We start from the raw sequence: 17,297 nt of genomic DNA, 5'->3' as shown, positions 1-17,297 counted from the left end.
AGACAAGGCAGTGCGGCCCGGATCGCTCCGGTTGTGCCGCACAACCAAGCGCTACTTACCCTCGCGCTTCTTCTTGTCGTCCCCTTTGATGGTATGGTCGACCTTCCGCCCCCGGTAGTACCCACACTTCGGGCAGGCGTTGTGCGTAAGGATCATGGCGTGGCAGTTGCTGCACTCGGTGAGGGAAGGCTGCTCGAGCTTCCAGTTCGCCCGGCGCTTGTTGGTACGGGCATTTGAATGTTTGCGTTTCGGCAGAGCCATTGAACTATCTCCTGTTTACGGGTGCCCCGGTGATGTTCACGAAGTACCACTGGTCTACAGCGACGGCAAAAGGGCGCGGGCTGATCCGCCGCGCGCAGGTCTGGATCCTATCAGGAACGGCGACCCCTGACAGCTACCGGAGGCCTCGCAGGGCAGCCCACCGGGGATCGGGACCCTCCGCCTTGCACGAACACGGTCCGGCGTTGAGGTTCTTGCCGCAGTGGGGGCACAGTCCCCGACAGTCCGGCCGGCATAGGGACCGAGGAGGAACGTTGATCGCCAGCACCTGACGAACCAACTCGCTCAGATCCACCAGGTCGGCGTCCAGGATCGGAATCGACTGCGGCTCCTCCTCACCCGGCGCCGGAGGCTCGTCGATCTGGGCCAGCCGGCACTCCTCGTTGACCTCTACTTCCAGCGGCACCTCATGCTTGAGCAGGCAGCGACTACACTCGCACACTGCCGTAGCACTCAGGTGGCCACGGGCGCTGATCGTCGCCCCGGCGTTTGTCAGGACGACCTGACCCTTCACAGGGCCCCGGAACTCGGCGCCCACACCCGGAGGAACGGGCGCTTCCACCTCGCACGTCGCCCGCCCCATCAGTTGAGAGAGTTTCGCCTTCATGCCGTACTGCATAACGCAGACCGCGGCTTTCGCCGCGGTTCAATACGCCTCCTAGACCCGCCGAGTATATTCCAGCCTCTTCGAGTGTGTCAAGACTCGCCAAAGCAGGTGGCTGCCCGCCTCTGGCGACGGAGGGCTGCCTGACTTGGACTTCCCCCGTGTCTCCCAGAGTGGTGAGTCAGGCATGGGGTGAGCTGCCCTCCTCCCGGCACGCCGATTGCTGCAGAGCCTACGACGGCCAGGAGGCACCGACCCACTCACTCCCGACGCAGGGTGAGCAAGGACACCTCGGGGCGACAGTTCAACCGCACCGGAGGGATGATGACTCCCACACCGCGTGACACGTAGACCTGCTTCCAGCCGTCGTGGATCAGCCCCGCCGCGTACTTGGAGCCGTATCGCGAGGGGATGACCAGCGGCCCCAGCAGGGGCAAGACCACCTGCCCGCCGTGCGTGTGTCCAGCCAGCATGAGCTTGACCCGCCGATCCTGCAACTTCTCATTGTAGTCCGGGTTGTGCGACAGCAGCAGGACCCTAGCCTCCGCGGGCACGCCTTTGAGAGCCTCGTCGAGCCGCTGCTGGTCGGCCCAGAGGTCACCCACACCGGCCAGGTAGAGCCGGTCGCCCTTGCGCTCGAGACACCAGTGGCGGTTGGTGAGCTCGTGGATCCCGGCCCGGGCCATCTCGGACCTGCTCAGACCGGCGTCGGCCCAGTGGTCGTGGTTGCCCAGTACCCCGTAGACACCGAGGGGTGCTCTCAGTCGAGACAACTCTCGGAAGCAATCCGGGATGTACTTTGCGCTGCGGTGGCAGTAGTCGCCGGTCAGGACGATCAGATCCGGCTGCAGGCTGTTGGCGAGATCCACGGCAGCCCGCACCTGTTCAGTGCTGGTATAGGGACCGCGGTGGATATCGGTGAGCTGCACGACCCGCAGTCCGTCGAAGCCCGGAGGCAGACCGGCGATGCCGACTTCCGTGCGGACGACCTGCAGCCAGTGCGGCTCCAGGAAGGCCACCACAGTGGTACCGACCAGCGCCGTCAGCAATGCCAGGCAGCCAAGCGGACCGAGCAGTCGCCACCGCGAGGCGCCGGTGCCTTGCCGGGGTGTCTCCTCCTTCATGGGTCGCTCCGCCTCTGTCACCTCAGAGCACTCGCGAGCCGTGAGTACACCACCTGTTCGAAGCTCCGCCCTGCCGGCCTCGACTTCACGACAGGGCCACACCCACACAGCCTAACGTCGGGCCCTGCGCGAACTCCTCCGCGGGGAAGAAGGCTCTGGAGGAAACCGAATGTACGCCGCCTCGATGCCGACTCACTGCGAGCTCATCCCGCGACTGGACCCGGACACAGAAGTCGAGGTGCTCCAGCTCACCAGCACACCTCTCCTCCATGAGACCGTGGCGCCCGCAGCAGCGGCCTTCACGCAGGACTCCACTCACCTGCTGTACTCGCGCCGGTTCGCACCAGACCTGCCTCCGCAGTACTGGCTCGCGGACCTGCAGCAAGGGCAACTCCGGCTACTCCTCGACGAGGCCGGCGTGCAGGCTCCTGCGCTGAGTCCCGACGGCCGCTACCTGTACTACCTGAAGGCTTCCGGGCGACCGGGCCTCTGGCGTCTGTGTCTGGGGAGCCTGCAGCAGGAGCAAGTGGTGGCGACCCGATTCCCGCTCGCTTCTTGCGGCTGTGGGGCCGTTCGCCACGATGGCGCAGCCTTCGCAGTCTGTGGGCAAGTCAGCGACGACCTATGGGCGATTGTGCGCTTTGATCTGGTTCACCGCGAGGCGGAGGTGATCCTCCAGTCGCCGGCGCTGGCCCAGGCAAGCGTGGAGTACGCTCCGCAGTCCTCCCCTGACCTGCTGATCTGCCCGGCCGGGGGCGACCGGACCTTCTCCGCCGGGTATGGTCCCGGCCTTCAGGTCATCGCCGACGACGGCACGAACCTGCGTCAGGTCCCCCTGGGGAATTCCGACCTCTCCTTGCCCCGGGGCTCTTGCCACTGGGCCGGCAAGGATCGTCTTGCGACGGCGGTGCTGCACCGCGACACCCCGGACGAGGCCTTTGCCGACGACCGTCTCGTAACCCTTGCGCTGGAGGGCGAAGACCTGCGGGTGATGGCTCAGGGGCGGCACTTCGGGGGTTTCGATGTGAGTCGCGACGGCCGCTGGTGGGTCGCCGTCGAGGCGCCCACTGCAGACCTGTGGATCGGCTCGGTACGCACCGGGCGTGCCGAGCTCCTTGTGCAGACCCATGCCTGCGTGGGCGTGCCTCGCTGCACGAATCCGTCTCCCCTCTTCAGCCCCGATGCACGCTACGTCGCCTTTCACTCCAACTGCACCGGTGTGCCGCAGGTCTACGCGGCACGAGTCGAGGAAGGCCTACTGCGGTCTTTGGAGAAGTAACGGAGGTTGCAGGCCGGAGTGGCTCAGTTGATGTCGGGGCGGTTGGAGGCCAGATGGAAGCGCCGGGCGAGTAGCTCGCGCTTGAAGTCCTCCATGCTCCGCACCGGCCGCTCGAAGACCGTAAGGAACTGGGCCACCTGAACAGCCCGGTGTGCATCGCTTCCGGCGACTCCCAGGAACCCGGCCTTCTGGACGGCCTGGCGTGCTCGCAGGACATCCAGGCGCGAATGATTCTGGTTGTAGATCTCGATCCCGTCGATGTCCATGTAGTAGATTCGGTCGCCCGCACCCATGCCTTCACGGAAGGGATGGGCCGAGATGGTGACTGCACCGAGCTCATGGGCCCGAGCGCAGGCCTCCTCGTAGGGCGTCCAGATGGGCATCACCGCATCGTCGGGACCGCCGAAGACTAGCAGGTCTCCGGCATGGGCACCAGTGCGCGGATCGGCAGTGGTCAGCTCGTAGGCGCTCAGAACCACAAGGCCGTTGCGGGTGACGCGCCTTGCGATCTTCTCCAGCTCAGCCTGCGGCCACTGGTAGTGATGGTCGGTCACAACGATGCCGGCCAGGCCGAGTTCGTCGGCACGGGCCAGCAGGTGCTCTACGGGAACTCGTGAGCACGCGGAATGCTCTTTCGTATGACTGTGGATCTCGAAGGGGTACACGGAGTGGGCTTCCTCGAACAAGGGGGCCAAAAGGCACCTGGTATGTAGCTGACACAGTACACTAACACGCCCCGCACCGGATGTCAAAAAGGTGGCCGAAACAAGTTCGGCAACTGCAGAGGAGCTCAAGCACCTGCTGCACCGCGCCCTCCGGGCGTGCATCCAGCCTCAGTATGCAGGAGGTTCCCTACGCGATGAAGAGTCTCTATGCCGGCCTCGGCACCCTTATCTACATGGTGGTGATGACCATGACGGCCTCTGCACAAGCCCCCGAGGGGCGAGAAGTGGTACACCCGCAGGACACCGGGGAGGCGCTCTGCAATCCCGGGATGGGCTGGGTGTTCCACTACTATGACAACAACCCGCGCAACTATGGTTCGCGTCTCGAGCCCAGCGACACCGTCGACGAGTTCCCCGGCATGACGGTGATCTACCTGCGTATCCCCTGGTCCTACGTCGAGCCCGAGGAGGGCCACTTCAACTGGGCAGTGGTCGATGCCCCGGCCCAGCGCTGGATCGACAAGGGCAAGCAGGTCGCCTTCCGGTTCTCCTGCTCAGAGTCCTGGATGCGCTGGGCGACGCCCGAGTGGGTGAAGAAGGCTGGAGCCAACGGGTACAACTTCACGCCCGGCCGCGGCGTCGTGGAGGACGGGCCCTTCTGGGAGCCCGACTACGACGACCCTATCTTCCTCGAGAAGCTCGGCAACTTCCTCGCCGCAGCCGCCAAGCGCTATGATGGCAACCCCGAGGTGGCCTTCATCGACGTAGGCTCCTTCGGTGTCTGGGGCGAGGGCCACACCTTCGCCAGCACCCGTCTGCCCTTCTCGGGCGACACCGTGCGCCGTCACATCGACCTGCACCGCAAGTACTTCACCCGCACGCTGCTGGCGGCCAACGACGACTTCTCCTCGCAGGGGCGCGGCGACGAGACGATTGACTATGCGCGGGAGCAGGGGCTGACGCTCCGCGACGACAGCATTCTCGTGCAGGGTGGCAAGAACGCTTACTTCCATGCGAACTTCGCCCAGGGCTTTTGGCCGAACCTGCCGGTGATCCTGGAGAGTGAGCACTACGGTGGCTCCCGCGACCGTGGCTGCTGGCAGGATGGGTCGCTCTACCTGCAGGCGGTCGAGGACTACCATGCCAGCTACGCCTCGATCCACTGGTGGCCTCGCGAGTTCCTTCAGGAGTGCGGCGACCTCATCCACCGCATCAACCTGCGCCTGGGCTACCGGCTGCAACTGACCGAGGCCTCCTGGCCGCGCAAGGTGAAGTTTGGCGAGCCGATGCAGTTCACCTGCCGCTGGCGCAATGCCGGAGTAGCGCCTTGTCTCCCCGGCGGTTTCCCCTGCGTGACACTCAAGGACCGCAAGGGCGGGATCGTCGCGACCTACGTAGACGACAGCTTCGATATGCGCTCGCTCGCAGTCGCGGCGCCGGGTGAGGCGCCGGAGACGGAGCAGGCCCTGAGCGTGTCGCTGCCCTACTATGCCCAGGGCGGTACCTATGATATATATGTCTCGGTCGGCAGTCGCACCGGGACGCCGCAGATCGCCTTGCCCTTGCCCGACGGCGATGGGCATCGTCGCTACCGCCTCGGCACGCTCCAGGTGCAGGCCGACTACGACGTCACCGTCGGCGCCTTGCAGCCGGCGAAGCAGGGCTGGTCGCTGCCGCTGAAGTGGACGGTCCACGCAGCCGCTCCAGCCGGGGTGAGGCCCTTCTGCCACTTCGACCGCGGCGGCCGGATCATCTTCCAGGGCAACCCCGCCTCGGCGCAGGCAGCGAGTGTCCTCGAGACGCCCGGCGAGTCCTCTGTTGACTGCCTCTTCTCCGTCCCGGCCGAAGCGGCGGGGAGCACCTTTGAGGTGTGGGTCGGTCTGTTCTTGCCCTCGCGAATCGGCCAGTCGGATGAGCGCCTGAGTCCGGACCGAGGCGAGACCGATCGACGGATCCTGATCGGCACCCTGGAAGTCTCCGCCGACGGTCGGCCGACCTTCGAACCGAAGGAGCGCTGACACGATTCCCAGACCGACCAGGATAGGCAACAGGACGCTCCGCAGCGTAGGCCGCGGAACCCTCGGTGTCGGCTCCGGGTTGTGTAGACTGTCGGAGGTGACGTGGTGGACGACGGCGTGACGTGGTTGGCCGCGTCGGCAGGTTGGACACCCGAGTCCTCGAACCCCTTCTCGGCGGCTGGCAGCTTCGGCCCGACCTGGAGTTGCTTCCACCTGTGCGCTGCGGAGGACGAGATGGTGCGAAACGGCCGGAGTCGAAGCGGCCTCTACACCGCGAGCTTCGGTCGCCGAACTCCGCATCTGCTGCAGCGTCTGGGCGACTTCCTGCGCTACGAGGCGGCGCAGGGGCGCAGTGTGATCGTCGCCTGCCCGGAGGGCGTCAGCGCTGAGGCACTGGTCGAAGAGGCCTTGGAGCCGGAGTTCTCGCCGACGGCCGTGCGGCCGACTGATCCGCGCTGGCTCGTGCACTCGACCACTCGTGAGGCCTGGAGCCAGATCCAGGCCTGTGGTGAGCTCCGGTCGGCCGCGCTGCTTGGTGGCGTAGACTGTAGTCCGATCGGCGAGTTGCTGGTCGGCGATCCTCCCGACTACGCACAGCACGTCGCCCTGGGCACTATGGACGCCCCTGGCCCGGAGTTCGTCGTCGCCTGCCGACAAGCCGGACGGATGTTGCCTAGCCCCGACATCGAGTACCGACCGGGAGTGCGCCTGTACTTCGACGCGCACCTGATCCTCCGCGCCGGGCTTGGAGTCCGCGACGGGCTGCACACACTCAAGGTTCGCGACCGCCTGCCGCTGGAGCCCTACCTGGTCGCGAAGGTCTCGGTAGACGACCTGCCGTCTCTTGCGGCAGGCGAGCGATGGACGACCGGACTCTTCCTGCAGAGGGCGAACGCCGCCTTTGCCGATCTCGACCATGGCCGGTCGCAGAGCGAGGTCTCCGCCGACGGTCAGCCCACCTTCATAGCACGGGAGCACTAACATGCAACTGGACTTCGTTGGAACCGGCGCTGCAGACTACCTGCAGGCCCTGACCTGCTCATGTCCCATCTGTCGTGAGGCCCGTCAACTCGCCGGGCGGAACCTGCGCACCTTCTCCAGCCTCCTCATCGATCGTTCGCTGCTCATCGACTGCGGACCGACGGCTGCCTGGCGACTGGCCGAAATGCACGTCAGGCCCGAGGCGATCGGACACCTGCTGATCACCCACGCCCACAGCGACCATCTTGACCCGGAGTCGCTCCGCGCCTTGACGAGAGGTCGCGCAGCCGCCGGTCTCGAGCCGCTGCAGGTGTGGGGCAACGAGGCAACAGTGCGCAAGCTCGCCTCGGTCGACGGTCCTCTCGAGGCCCACGAGATTCACGCGGGCGATGAGCTCGACCTGGGGACCTGGCAGGTGCTCACCTTGCCTGCCCGCCACGACTGGACGAATCAGAACTCGCTGACCTATGTGATCAGCAACGGGGACGCCTCGGTGCTGTACGCCACCGACACGGCATGGCCCGAAGACCTCTGGTGGCAGCTCCTCGACGGGCGTCATCTGACGGGCGCCGTGATCGAGTCCACCTTCGGCCCGCTGGACGCTGACGGTCACCCCGACTGCCTCACTCATCATCTGAACTGGGCAACCCTGTGCCGCCTGTCGAGTGAGCTGCGCGACAAGGGCCTGCTGACCGACGGGGCTCCCGTGTACGCGACTCACCTGAGCCAGCACTTCGTCCCGATCCACGACCGCTTCGTCGAGCAGGCCTGCCACCCGGGTCTGTCGGTCGCCTATGACGGACTCTCGGTCGAGTTGTCCTGAGTGCGTGTCCTGGCCAGGGGCCTCCGAAAGCGTCCAGTCGGGGCCCGAGGAGCCCGGCGTCTGAGAAGACAAATAGGAAGTGTTTGTGAACGAGTCAAGTGATCGGGCGGAAGCGGGCGATTTCGCCATGTAACGTTTCATTTCCGGGGCCGGGCGGTTTGACTCCCGCGAGAGGGGCGTTCTATAATTCGGGGTTGCCACTGCTTGCGGAGAGGTGTTCACAGCATGAATAACAACAAGATAGTACTGGCCCTGGCGGCGTTGGCGCTCTGGGGTCTCCCGAGTCTGGCATCGGCCAAGACGGGTTGGGTAGACGCATCGGTACTTAACGTCCGGAAGTCGCCGGGCACCAGCAGCGAATCAGTTGGTACCCTCACACGCGGCCAGAAGGTTGAGGTCTCCGCTTTCCGCGAGGACCGCTGGTGCCGCGTCTCTCTCTCTGGCGGGAAGTCGGGCTGGGTCAAGGAAGAGTACGTCCGCTTCACCGCTCCCTCCTCGAGTTCCAGTTCGAGCTCGAGCTCAAAGTCCACCAAGGTCACGGCCGCGTGGATCGAGCCCGAGATCGCCAACCTACGCAAGGGGCCCGATGTCGGTACGGACTGCGCCGCACAAGTGAAGCGCGGCACGAAGGTCTATGTCGTCGCTAGCGATGGCGGCTGGCGGAAGGTCAAGTCCGAGGGCGGCACCTGGGGCTGGATCCGTTCCGACCTGCTGGTCACCGATCCGGCCGCCGGACGGAAACCGGCCTCCTCCGGGACGACGCCCGACTTCGCACCCGTACCGGTGTGGATCAAGGAGAACGTGGTCAACGTTCGCAGCGGCCCGTCGGTCGGCTACTCCATGGTCGGCCAGCTCACCAAGGGTGACAAGATCTACGTCATCAGCTCCCAGGGGGACTGGCGCAAGTGCCGGACTCCGAACGGCTACGGCTGGGTCCTGCGCGAGCTGCTTGAGACCGACGCCCACAAGGGTCGGGCTCTCGCGGGCAGCGGAGGCTCCAATGGTGACAAGGCCTATTGCGTGGGAAGCTCCGTGTACCTGCGCGAGGGTCCCAGCACCAGCTCCAGCTCTCTGGGGCAACTCCGTCAGGGCGACACGGTATGGGTCAAGGACGAGAAGGGGCTGTGGTGCAAGGTCGCGACCCTCGACGGTCGTAGCGGCTGGATTGCCGGCTGGTACGTCCGCCGTCACGGCGCACAGACCACCATCGCCAAGAGCCCTGATGACCCTGCGCCCAGCTCACGTGCCGGTGACGACGAGGAGCCTCAGGTCGAGGGCCAGCTCAAGCCCTTCCGCGCCTGGATCTCCGACGACGGGACGAATGTCCGCTATGGTGCCGGCACTGACCGCGACGTCAAGTTCTCGCTCAGCAAGGCCACGCCCGTAACGGTCGTCGACACTCAGGGCCAGTGGTGCAAGGTCCGCACTACTGCAGGCAATGACGGCTGGGCCGCCGGATGGGTCCTCGACTTCCAGCCGCCGGGACAGGCTGAGGCCACCAAGGTCGTCAACGGAGAGCGCACCGAAGCCAAGGCCGGCTGGATCAACCGCCCCAGCGTCAATGTCCGCAAGGGCGCAAGCACCAGCGAGGCTGTGGTCACCCAGGCTCCTCTCGGTACCGAGGTCGTCATCATCGACCAGAAGTCCGACTGGTTCAAGGTCGCCTTCACCGACGGAACCATGGGCTGGGTGAATCAGGACCTCGTGAAGACCCGGGCCGAGCACTACGGCAATGGCTCCTCCGGATCGGGTATCTCGTCGTCCACCAGCATCACCGGCAGTTCCGGATCAGGAAGCGGCCGTGCCGTCGTCCGCGAGGCCATGAGGCACCTGGGCAAGCCCTATGTCCGTGGCGGCGACGGACCGGAGGTCTTTGACTGCTCCGGCCTGACCTCCTATGTCTACCGCCAGTTCGGCGTCGAGTTGGCCCGGACAACCACGGGGCAGTACCTCCAGGGACGCCCCGTGAGCCGCGACGAGTTGGAGCTCGGCGACGTGCTGGTGTTCCAGAACACCTACCGGGCGGGCATCTCACACGTCGGCATCTACATTGGGCAGGGCAACTTCATCCATGCCGCCAACAGCCGCTCCGGCGTGAAGATCTCCGACTTGGGCTCGGGTTACTACGCCGACCACTACGCGGGTGCGCGGCGGATCTTCTAGACGCAACAACGCGATAGGGCGGGGCCCCTTCGGCCTCGCCCTATCCCTCTCTGCCGACACTACCTTCCCCGTCCACACGAGGGCACATGGCAACCCTCTCTGGCCTGCTGATGATCCTGGGTCACCTCCTCTTCGTGCTGGTGCTCTTTGCCGGCGCGGTGCTGACGCTGCTGGGTATCCCGGGCACCCTGGTCATCGTCGCCGACGCTCTCGTCTTCTCGGCCCTCAATGGTTGGAAGCTTCCCTGGTGGTTCCTGCTGGTCTTGCTCGGCATCTCGGTTCTTGCCGAGGTCGCCGACAATGTGATCGGGGCGGCGGGAGTGAAGAAGTACGGGGGCTCCTCCAGGGGGATGATGTGGGCCTTCGTGGCAGGCATGATCGGGGCCTTCGCGGGCGCTGCGGTGCTAAGCCCGGTCCTCGGTCTCGTCGGTGCGGTCGTGGGGCCCCTGGTCGGGGGAGTGTTCGGCGGCTTCGCCGGCGGCTACTGGTACGAGCGCCGCGCGGGCCGATCTGTGGAGGAAGCCAAGCGCGCCGGAGTTGGCGCGATGCTCGGCCGGGTCGCAGGGACGCTGCTCAAAGTCATCCTCGCTGTCGTGATGGTCGTCCTCGTCCTCACCATGGCATATCACCACTAGCCCCGCCGGTCCGCCACCCTCTCACCGCCGACGGTAATCCTCGCACGCTCTCGCATTCGGTCGCTGGGGCTGTTTGCAGGCTCCGCGGTAGTCGTAGCGGCATGAGTCGCACAGGAAGGTCCCGGGAGCCGTCAAGGCAGACACCCGTGACCTGAGGCGCTTCCATTGCCGCTGGAGCCGGAGGAGGACCTTACGCACTGTCGCCCCCTGCGGGAGTGTCGACCGAAGACGGCACCTCAGTGGCGGTCTGAGGGGCCAGCACCAGGGGGATCGGGTCTGCCGTCGACTCGCGGTGCAGACCCGCATAGAGGGTGTAGACGAAGGGGACAACGAAAGCGATCTGCAGCAAGGTGGCCGGGGGATAGGCCCACAGCCCCTGCCCGAGGACCGTCGCCGAGAGTCCACCGGGCTCCTTGGCCAGGACCAGGAACCCCAGTCCCATCAGCAGCGCCTCTAGCACGTGCGCCAGCAGACACAGGGCCAGCAGCAACAGAGCCCGCAGGTTCGCCCCGGCCATGAACAGGGCCACGGCCGCGTAGATCACGACCGCACCCAGCGGCCACACGTACCCGGGCAGGTCGGTCTCCAGCAGCCCCGGCTGGGCCGCTCGCAGGCACAGGGCAAGGTTGTACAGCCCCAGGCCCAGCAGAACGAGGGCGACGATTTCGGGCTTCGAAGCGCGCTGCATGCTCATTCCCCGCTCATGGAACTCTCACCGGCGACGCGGCCGAGGCTGTTGAGAATCTGGCCCAGGCGTACGTTGGCCGGTCCCGCGGCCTCAGGTCCCGACTGGATCAGTGCGACCAGCAGGTGCTGACCGGCCACTGTCGCCGCTCCGCAGGCCACCGTCCCTCCCGTTGCGCTCCAGATGACCAGGTCGCAGCGAGGTCGGCTCAGCGCCATGCACAGGGCTTCGGCAGTTCCCCAGGCATGGGCGACCGCTCCGGCGATCGAGGCCGACGCTGCTGCATCGCGGCTGAGGGTGACAATCTGCCGCCCTCCGGCGGAGGACGAAGTCGACGCGAGACCGGCGGCCTCCGGCACCCACTCCAGGAGCGGACCAATGCGCCCTTCGAGGTCCGCATCTCGGTACGCGGGCGGAAACTCCGGCTCAGGGCCCTGCGGCCATGCGGGAAGCGGACCGGAAAGCTGCAGCGTCTCCAGCTTGTTCAGCGCCTGGTTGGCGACCCCCAGATTCGCACCTCGGGGCAGACCAAGCAGCGTCAGCAGGCCTCCCTGTTCATCACCCAGCATGGCAGCTCCGGCATAGCCGCCCGGATAGCGCAGCAGGATCTTGCGTGGGTCGCCGATGCGTGCCTCGCGGCACAGACAGGAGGCTCCGCGGCAGAAATGGTCGGCGGAGCTCAGCACCGCATCGAGGATGTACAGCCCCTCGGCAGCGAGGGCGACCACGCGACCCTCGCGTGTCGGCCGCATGACGGCAGTGCCTGCGCCGATCTCCACCGTCGCCGCATTGAGGGTCTCCGCGACGGCAGCCAGGGCCTCGGGTGCAGGCCTTGGCACCGATGCACTCGTCGCGGTCTCTTGCTCAGTGACCTGCACGGGTGGCTCTGAAGGCGGAGCGGGTCGAGCCGGTTCCGGCCGGAAGGTCTCAACAGCCGACCGCACGGGCCGCTCGTCATCATCCTCACGCAGGGCCAAAATGACGGACTGCTCCGAGGTCAAAGGCGGCTCCGCCGGTGTGATGATCGGCGTGGAGATCACGGGTGGAAGGGGTGGTGCTGCCGGTGGAGTCACGGTCTCCGGGGCAGGCTCGGGAGTCGGCGTCTCAGCGACGGGTGCAGTCGGCTCGGCCTCGACCGTTGCAGCAGGCTCCTCGACAGGCTCCTCCGCAGCGGGCGCTTCCGGCGTCCCCGCAGATTCCTCTTGCGCCTGCGGCGGCGTGAGTACCACCTGCTCGGCCGGAGCCTGTGGAGCCTCTTCGCTCTCCGGCTGCATGTCCTCCGCGTTCATGAGCTGGCCGATGAGCTCACGGCGACGCTCGGTCACCTCATGGAAGCCCCGCAGTCGCTCGGGATCCATGTCAGGCACGTCAGACTTCGGCGCCACCAGCACGACCTCCGGCGGCTCAAAGGCCGTGCGGATCAGCCACAGAAACAGCGCGGTGACGACGATCTGCAGCACAGCCCCGAGGTAGTAACCGGCGTAGTAGTGGCCGAAGGCATCGCCAAAGCTCTTGGAGTTCTCCGGGCTGCCGAGGATCGCTGCCAGAGCCGCCTCCAGTGCTCGGAGCACCATCCCGGCCACAACGCCCGCGAAGACCGGTGCGCCACTGACCTTGCCGCCCAGTTGGGCCAGCATAACCGTGAAGTAGGCCAGCAGCTCGGCGATCCAGATGACCCCGACGATCCGACCGAAGGGCACGGGGTAGGCGCCCATCTGCGCCTTCCACAACTGGGCGCTGCCGATCGCGCCGACCAGTAGGGCGCTTACCGCGAACAGGGCGATGGAACCGGCGCCAAGCTTCCTTGCGTCACCATCGGGAGCCGCTGCCAAAGAAGGTCACTCTCCAGGGAAAAGGCCGCTCGTCCCCAGGCGCAATCACACGCCTCCGGCCGGGACGGCGGAAGTGTACAGTGGTGGCATATCGGCGGTCAACCGATTCGGCAGCAGGCGGGGATCAACCGGCACCCCGTCACCGGAATCCTGTCCGGCGCCTGCGGGTTTGGGTCTCGGCCTGCCTCGCGACAGCCCTCCGGGAGCCTTCCTCTGGGTCATCGCATCGGTACAGGAGCACGTCCTTGTCAGGCCGGCTACTATCCTCCACTGGTCTCCGGCACCCTTGCCGCCTTGCCCTTCGCGATGTCCGCATCCGCCGCAGACGACTTCTTCAGGATCGTTGCGCTCTTGATCTTGTCGCCCATCTGGATGGAGTCGACGACATCGATGCCCTGCAGGCACTCGCCGAAGACCGTGTGGACGCCGTCCAGGTGCGCCTGCGGCGAGTGGCAAATGAAGAACTGACTGCCGCCCGTGTTGGGCATCGCAGTCTTCGCCATCGAGAGGCTGCCCCGGACGTGCTTGAGGCCCTTGTCGGCCTCGTCGGGAATCGTGAAGCCCGGGCCGCCTTCGCCGGTACCCTTCGGGTCTCCGCCCTGGATCATGAAGTTCGCGATGACCCGGTGGAAGGTGAGGCCATTATAGAAACCCTTCCCGACCAAGTCCAGGAAGTTGCCGACGGTGATCGGCGTCTTGTCATCGTACAGGTCGAGGTATATGGTGCCCTTGTCGGTGACCAGCTTGACCACCGAACCCTTGGCGCGGGCGACGACCTCTTTGTCCGCCCCTGACTGCTCCGAGGCCGCCGTCGCCTCGGAGGTTGCAGCGTTGCTGGCTTCGCCGACGGTGGATTCCGGCGTCGCAGCGTTCTCGGCCGGTTCCTCGGGAGTCTCCTTGGCGAGACGCCCCTCCAGATTCACATCGGCCGGCGGTTTGGGCCGCTCCGAGAGGGTGTTGAAGGCGTATAGCGCGACGACCAGAAGCACAACCACGATCGAGCTGATCCATATCCGCTGTCTCTGCATCGATGTCACCTCGAAGACATGCTACTCGTCTGCCCCGGACGACGGGCAGGCTCTCCCAAACCAGAACACGAAAACACTCCTCTCAGGTTCCACACGCCCGGCGTCGCGACCTTCGCCACTTCACCCGCACCAGTGGTTACCCGCTTCTCACCGCCGTCCACTCTCCCTCTCCCCTCGGGAAGGGCTGGGGTGAGGGCCTTTGCCGTCATCCCTTCGCCTTTGCCTTTCTCCCCTCGTCACTGCGTGGAGAGGGGGCAGGGGGTGAGGTGCCGTCAATGGGCCCGCGAGCTGAGGGCCCGTTGTGACCGCGCCTGCCCTGTGGTAAGATGGAAAAGCCGGTCGCCTGAACTCCGCCGAAAGGGGACCTTCACCATGGCTTGCAGAGCTTTGCTTGTGGCGTGCTGTGTCGTCTCTATGGCCACTGTCATGCTCGGGGGATGTTCAAAGGCGAAGGAAGCCGCGACGGATCTGCGGAATGTGGGCGAGGCCGCCAAACTCGCCCAGGGCGAGACAGCCCGCCTCCAGACTGAGAACGGCGTCGTCGAAGTCCAGGCCCAGAAGCAGGGCGAGGATCAGGTCACCGTCAAGACTACTGGGCCCGATGGGAAGCAAGTCACCTACCAGGGCGGCAAGCAAGGCGACCTCTCCAAGCTCGGGATCGAGATCTACCCCGGCGCCAAACAGGAGCAGGCGAGCACCGTCTCGGGCGGCGACACAGATGTCACGCAGGCCCAGTTCACCACCTCTGACGCCTTCGGGAAGGTGGCCCAGTTCTACAAGGACAAGTACAAAGACGCGGCCCTTTCCGAGATGAGCACGGGGGAGCACAAGACCCTCACCATCCAGGCCGGTGACGAGAAGGACATGAAGATCATCATCGTCACCCAGGAGGAAGACCTGATCAAGATCCTCCTCCAGCACCACGCGAAGAAGCAGTAGCCACCGCCGCGAAGCCGGCCGGAGGAAGACGACTTGGACGACCCGGTTCACCCCAAAAACGCACTCAACGACCTGCCCAACCGCCAGTGGCTGATCGAGACCAAGAGCTTCTGGCTGAGTGGCGACGATGGGAACGAGGCATTCTCGGAGCTCGCCGGGGAGTTCGTCCAGTGGCTGCGGCAGACGGATGCGCCGGAGGAGGTCGAGCGCCTGCTCGGCCAGCTTGACGACAGCTTCGTCTACAGCCAGGCGCCGCCGCGAAGCGCACTCAAGGCTCTCCACCCGGCAACCTTCTCCGAGCGTGACGTCGAGCGCCTGATCCGGCTGTTCACCAAGCAGGGCGAGCGAGTCCTCGACCCCTTCGTCGGGAGTGGCTCGGCGCTCCTTGCCTGTGCCCTTGCCGGACGCAAGGGCGTCGGCATCGAGCTTTCCCCCGAGTGGGCGCAGGTGGCTCGGGAGCGTTTGCAGACCGAGGCCGTCTCGGGGCAACCACAGCCCTCGCTGGAGTTGTCTGTGGTGGAGGGCGATGCACGCTCGTGCCTTCAGGAGATGGAGGCCGACAGCTTCGACTTCGTGGTCACCAGTCCGCCCTACTGGAGCATTCTCACCAAGAAGGCCGGGCTCAAGGCCCATGCCGAACGGACCTCGCGCGGTCTGCCGACCCAGTACAGCGACAGCGATGGTGACTTGGGCAACCTCGAGGATTACGACCAGTTTCTCGACGAGCTGGCCCGCATCTTCGGGCAGTGTGGACGCGTGCTAAAGCCCAAACGATACATGGCGGTCATCGTGTCTGACTTCCGCCACGGACCGCGCTTCTACCTGTACCATGCCGACCTTGCTGCACGCGTGGAGGCCCTGGGTCTGCAGCTCAAGGGCGTAACCATCCTCGCGCAGAACAACAAGAACCTCTATCCCTTCGGGATCCCCTTCGCCTTCATCTCCAACATCCACCACCAGTACATCCTCGTGTTCCAGAAGCCGGCACCCGCGAAACCCAAGCACTCAAAGCAGGGCTAACCCACTCAAGAGCAGCCCGACCTCCTCTTGGCGCAACCTTCCGCTGGCTCTCACCACTGCTTGGGGCAGAGGTGCCTTTGCCTGTGCGGTCTCTTGCGGCTACGGTGCAACGGTTCGGCCCGCTGCCGCAACACCTACGGTTCGTTTCAATGCGCGGTATCGCGCGAGTGCGGTGAGACAAACTGAAAGGAGGTCAGCCATCATGTCTGAGTTTCAATGCGCGGTATCGCGCGAGTGCGGTGAGACTTTTTCTATAACTGGAACGACACCGAGGGTAACGTTTCAATGCGCGGTATCGCGCGAGTGCGGTGAGACTATGGACTCGTTTCAGTTCATAGAAGTTGTTTGTGTTTCAATGCGCGGTCTCGCGCGGTTACGGTGCAACCAAACCAAGGAAGGGGCCAAGGCCGGAGGGTTTCAATGCGCGGTCTCGCGCGGTTCCTCCTGGCGTACCTCACCCCCGTCTCGCTGCGCTCGACTCCCCCTCTCCACCAGTGGCGAGGGGGCGAACGGCAACAACCACCACCTCCGCAGATGGCGCACCTGGGGCCGTTGCCCTTTTGCCGTACGCCGCTGCCTTTCCCCCTCGCCACTGCGTGGAGAGGGGGACACAGGGGGTGAGGTGCCTTTGCCTGCGCGGTATCGCGCGAGTGCGGTGAGACAGAACGATGTATGTATGGCCGCTAAGGTCTGTTTCAATGCGCGGTATCGCGCGAGTGCGGTGAGACCTGGGGGCTGGTTCCTCGCTGGAACGATTCAGTTTCAATGCGCGGTATCGCGCGAGTGCGGTGAGACGGACAGCGGCTCCCTGGGCGCCGGGGTGGCTTAGTTTCAATGCGCGGTATCGCGCGAGTGCGGTGAGACGCTCAACGGCAAGGACGGTAAGCCCGGTCACAGTTTCAATGCGCGGTATCGCGCGAGTGCGGTGAGACGCTCAACGGCAAGGACGGTAAGCCCGGTCACAGTTTCAATGCGCGGTATCGCGCGAGTGCGGTGAGACCCCTGCACGGAGACCTGGACGGCGCAGACCGACACGGTTTCAATGCGCGGTATCGCGCGAGTGCGGTGAGACTGCGCCGCAAAAGTGGCCCTCTGCGGCCCATCTAGGGGCCTCTACGAGCCAATTGGAATCGTAATTCGCTAACCCCCTCAAGAACACCTCCTGGCGCCACCAAAAAAGCCCGACTTTCTTCTCTCTTCCTCCTCAATAGGCCCCTAACAG

Annotated in this window: 15 protein-coding genes and 2 CRISPR repeat arrays; of the genes, 8 read left to right on the top strand and 7 right to left on the bottom strand. The window is 65.4% G+C overall.

Translation table 11 applies throughout. The annotated features are described in order from the left end of the window. Positions 1-51: 51 nt before the first annotated feature. From rpmF to ABFE16_16320, 3 genes are all read right to left on the bottom strand, one after another. Positions 52-261 (bottom strand): 50S ribosomal protein L32, encoded by a 210-nt coding sequence (gene rpmF / locus ABFE16_16330; protein MEN6346872.1) that lies wholly within the window; start codon positions 259-261, stop codon positions 52-54. 133 nt (positions 262-394) lie between these two features. Beyond that, positions 395-886, bottom strand: a complete 492-nt coding sequence (locus ABFE16_16325; protein ID MEN6346871.1) for a DUF177 domain-containing protein — start codon at positions 884-886, stop codon at positions 395-397. A gap of 257 nt (positions 887-1,143) precedes the next feature. After that, a complete protein-coding gene (locus tag ABFE16_16320; GenBank protein ID MEN6346870.1) occupies positions 1,144-2,007 on the bottom strand; it encodes a metallophosphoesterase in 864 nt (287 codons plus the stop codon). 169 nt (positions 2,008-2,176) lie between these two features. On the opposite strand from ABFE16_16320, the gene ABFE16_16315 reads away from it, so the two are divergent. Then, the gene (locus ABFE16_16315; protein MEN6346869.1) at positions 2,177-3,286 is read left to right on the top strand and encodes a hypothetical protein; all 1,110 of its coding nucleotides are present in this window, start codon (positions 2,177-2,179) and stop codon (positions 3,284-3,286) included. Between the two features lie 23 nt (positions 3,287-3,309). On the opposite strand, the gene ABFE16_16310 is transcribed toward ABFE16_16315, so the two are convergent. Continuing rightward, positions 3,310-3,951: a PHP-associated domain-containing protein gene (locus ABFE16_16310; protein ID MEN6346868.1), complete on the bottom strand. Its 642-nt coding sequence runs from the start codon at positions 3,949-3,951 to the stop codon at positions 3,310-3,312. A gap of 194 nt (positions 3,952-4,145) precedes the next feature. On the opposite strand from ABFE16_16310, the gene ABFE16_16305 reads away from it, so the two are divergent. The 5 genes from ABFE16_16305 to ABFE16_16285 all read left to right on the top strand — a co-directional run bounded on the left by ABFE16_16305 (position 4,146) and on the right by ABFE16_16285 (position 10,571). Then, positions 4,146-5,969: a DUF4832 domain-containing protein gene (locus ABFE16_16305; GenBank protein MEN6346867.1), complete on the top strand. Its 1,824-nt coding sequence runs from the start codon at positions 4,146-4,148 to the stop codon at positions 5,967-5,969. 105 nt (positions 5,970-6,074) lie between these two features. Beyond that, complete coding sequence (locus ABFE16_16300; GenBank protein MEN6346866.1) at positions 6,075-6,950, top strand: hypothetical protein; 876 nt, start codon at positions 6,075-6,077, stop codon at positions 6,948-6,950. Position 6,951: 1 nt separating this feature from the next. Next, positions 6,952-7,773: an MBL fold metallo-hydrolase gene (locus ABFE16_16295; protein ID MEN6346865.1), complete on the top strand. Its 822-nt coding sequence runs from the start codon at positions 6,952-6,954 to the stop codon at positions 7,771-7,773. 225 nt (positions 7,774-7,998) lie between these two features. Next, the gene (locus ABFE16_16290) at positions 7,999-9,936 is read left to right on the top strand and encodes an SH3 domain-containing protein (GenBank protein ID MEN6346864.1); all 1,938 of its coding nucleotides are present in this window, start codon (positions 7,999-8,001) and stop codon (positions 9,934-9,936) included. An 86-nt stretch (positions 9,937-10,022) separates the two neighbouring features. Then, positions 10,023-10,571, top strand: coding sequence for a DUF456 domain-containing protein (locus ABFE16_16285; GenBank protein MEN6346863.1), 549 nt, complete (start codon positions 10,023-10,025; stop codon positions 10,569-10,571). 190 nt (positions 10,572-10,761) lie between these two features. On the opposite strand, the gene ABFE16_16280 is transcribed toward ABFE16_16285, so the two are convergent. From ABFE16_16280 to ABFE16_16270, 3 genes are all read right to left on the bottom strand, one after another. Beyond that, entirely contained in the window at positions 10,762-11,265 is a 504-nt protein-coding gene (locus tag ABFE16_16280; GenBank protein MEN6346862.1) for a hypothetical protein, read from the bottom strand. Beyond that, positions 11,262-13,088 (bottom strand): hypothetical protein, encoded by a 1,827-nt coding sequence (locus ABFE16_16275; protein MEN6346861.1) that lies wholly within the window; start codon positions 13,086-13,088, stop codon positions 11,262-11,264. Before ABFE16_16275 ends, ABFE16_16280 begins: the two co-directional genes overlap by 4 nt. A 260-nt stretch (positions 13,089-13,348) precedes the next feature. Beyond that, a complete protein-coding gene (locus ABFE16_16270; GenBank protein ID MEN6346860.1) occupies positions 13,349-13,840 on the bottom strand; it encodes a peptidylprolyl isomerase in 492 nt (163 codons plus the stop codon). 648 nt (positions 13,841-14,488) lie between these two features. Between ABFE16_16270 and ABFE16_16265 the strand changes: the two genes are divergently transcribed. Further along, positions 14,489-15,055, top strand: coding sequence for a hypothetical protein (locus ABFE16_16265; protein MEN6346859.1), 567 nt, complete (start codon positions 14,489-14,491; stop codon positions 15,053-15,055). A 33-nt stretch (positions 15,056-15,088) separates the two neighbouring features. After that, positions 15,089-16,075: a DNA methyltransferase gene (locus ABFE16_16260; GenBank protein MEN6346858.1), complete on the top strand. Its 987-nt coding sequence runs from the start codon at positions 15,089-15,091 to the stop codon at positions 16,073-16,075. Positions 16,076-16,218: 143 nt separating this feature from the next. Then, positions 16,219-16,525: direct repeats of the CRISPR family, unit length 36 nt; unit sequence GTTTCAATGCGCGGTATCGCGCGAGTGCGGTGAGAC. A 176-nt stretch (positions 16,526-16,701) separates the two neighbouring features. After that, positions 16,702-17,147: direct repeats of the CRISPR family, unit length 36 nt; unit sequence GTTTCAATGCGCGGTATCGCGCGAGTGCGGTGAGAC. Between the last annotated feature and the right edge of the window lie 150 nt (positions 17,148-17,297).

Source organism: Armatimonadia bacterium, assembly GCA_039679385.1.
In the GTDB taxonomy this organism is placed as follows: Bacteria; Armatimonadota; Zipacnadia; order Zipacnadales; family JABUFB01; genus JAJFTQ01.
The sequence above is the reverse complement of the archived record's forward strand: the minus strand, read 5'-3'. Positions and strand labels throughout refer to the sequence as shown.

Bases quoted from the DNA above. Each gene is read 5' to 3' on its own strand.
- ABFE16_16265 (MEN6346859.1), top strand. From the start codon at position 14,489: ATGGCTTGCAGAGCTTTGCTTGTGGCGTGCTGTGTCGTCTCTATGGCC.
- ABFE16_16295 (MEN6346865.1), top strand. From the start codon at position 6,952: ATGCAACTGGACTTCGTTGGAACCGGCGCTGCAGACTACCTGCAGGCC.
- rpmF (MEN6346872.1), bottom strand. From the start codon at position 261: ATGGCTCTGCCGAAACGCAAACATTCAAATGCCCGTACCAACAAGCGC.
- ABFE16_16315 (MEN6346869.1), top strand. From the start codon at position 2,177: ATGTACGCCGCCTCGATGCCGACTCACTGCGAGCTCATCCCGCGACTG.
- ABFE16_16285 (MEN6346863.1), top strand. From the start codon at position 10,023: ATGGCAACCCTCTCTGGCCTGCTGATGATCCTGGGTCACCTCCTCTTC.
- ABFE16_16305 (MEN6346867.1), top strand. From the start codon at position 4,146: ATGAAGAGTCTCTATGCCGGCCTCGGCACCCTTATCTACATGGTGGTG.
- ABFE16_16290 (MEN6346864.1), top strand. From the start codon at position 7,999: ATGAATAACAACAAGATAGTACTGGCCCTGGCGGCGTTGGCGCTCTGG.
- ABFE16_16320 (MEN6346870.1), bottom strand. From the start codon at position 2,007: ATGAAGGAGGAGACACCCCGGCAAGGCACCGGCGCCTCGCGGTGGCGA.
- ABFE16_16280 (MEN6346862.1), bottom strand. From the start codon at position 11,265: ATGAGCATGCAGCGCGCTTCGAAGCCCGAAATCGTCGCCCTCGTTCTG.
- ABFE16_16325 (MEN6346871.1), bottom strand. From the start codon at position 886: ATGAAGGCGAAACTCTCTCAACTGATGGGGCGGGCGACGTGCGAGGTG.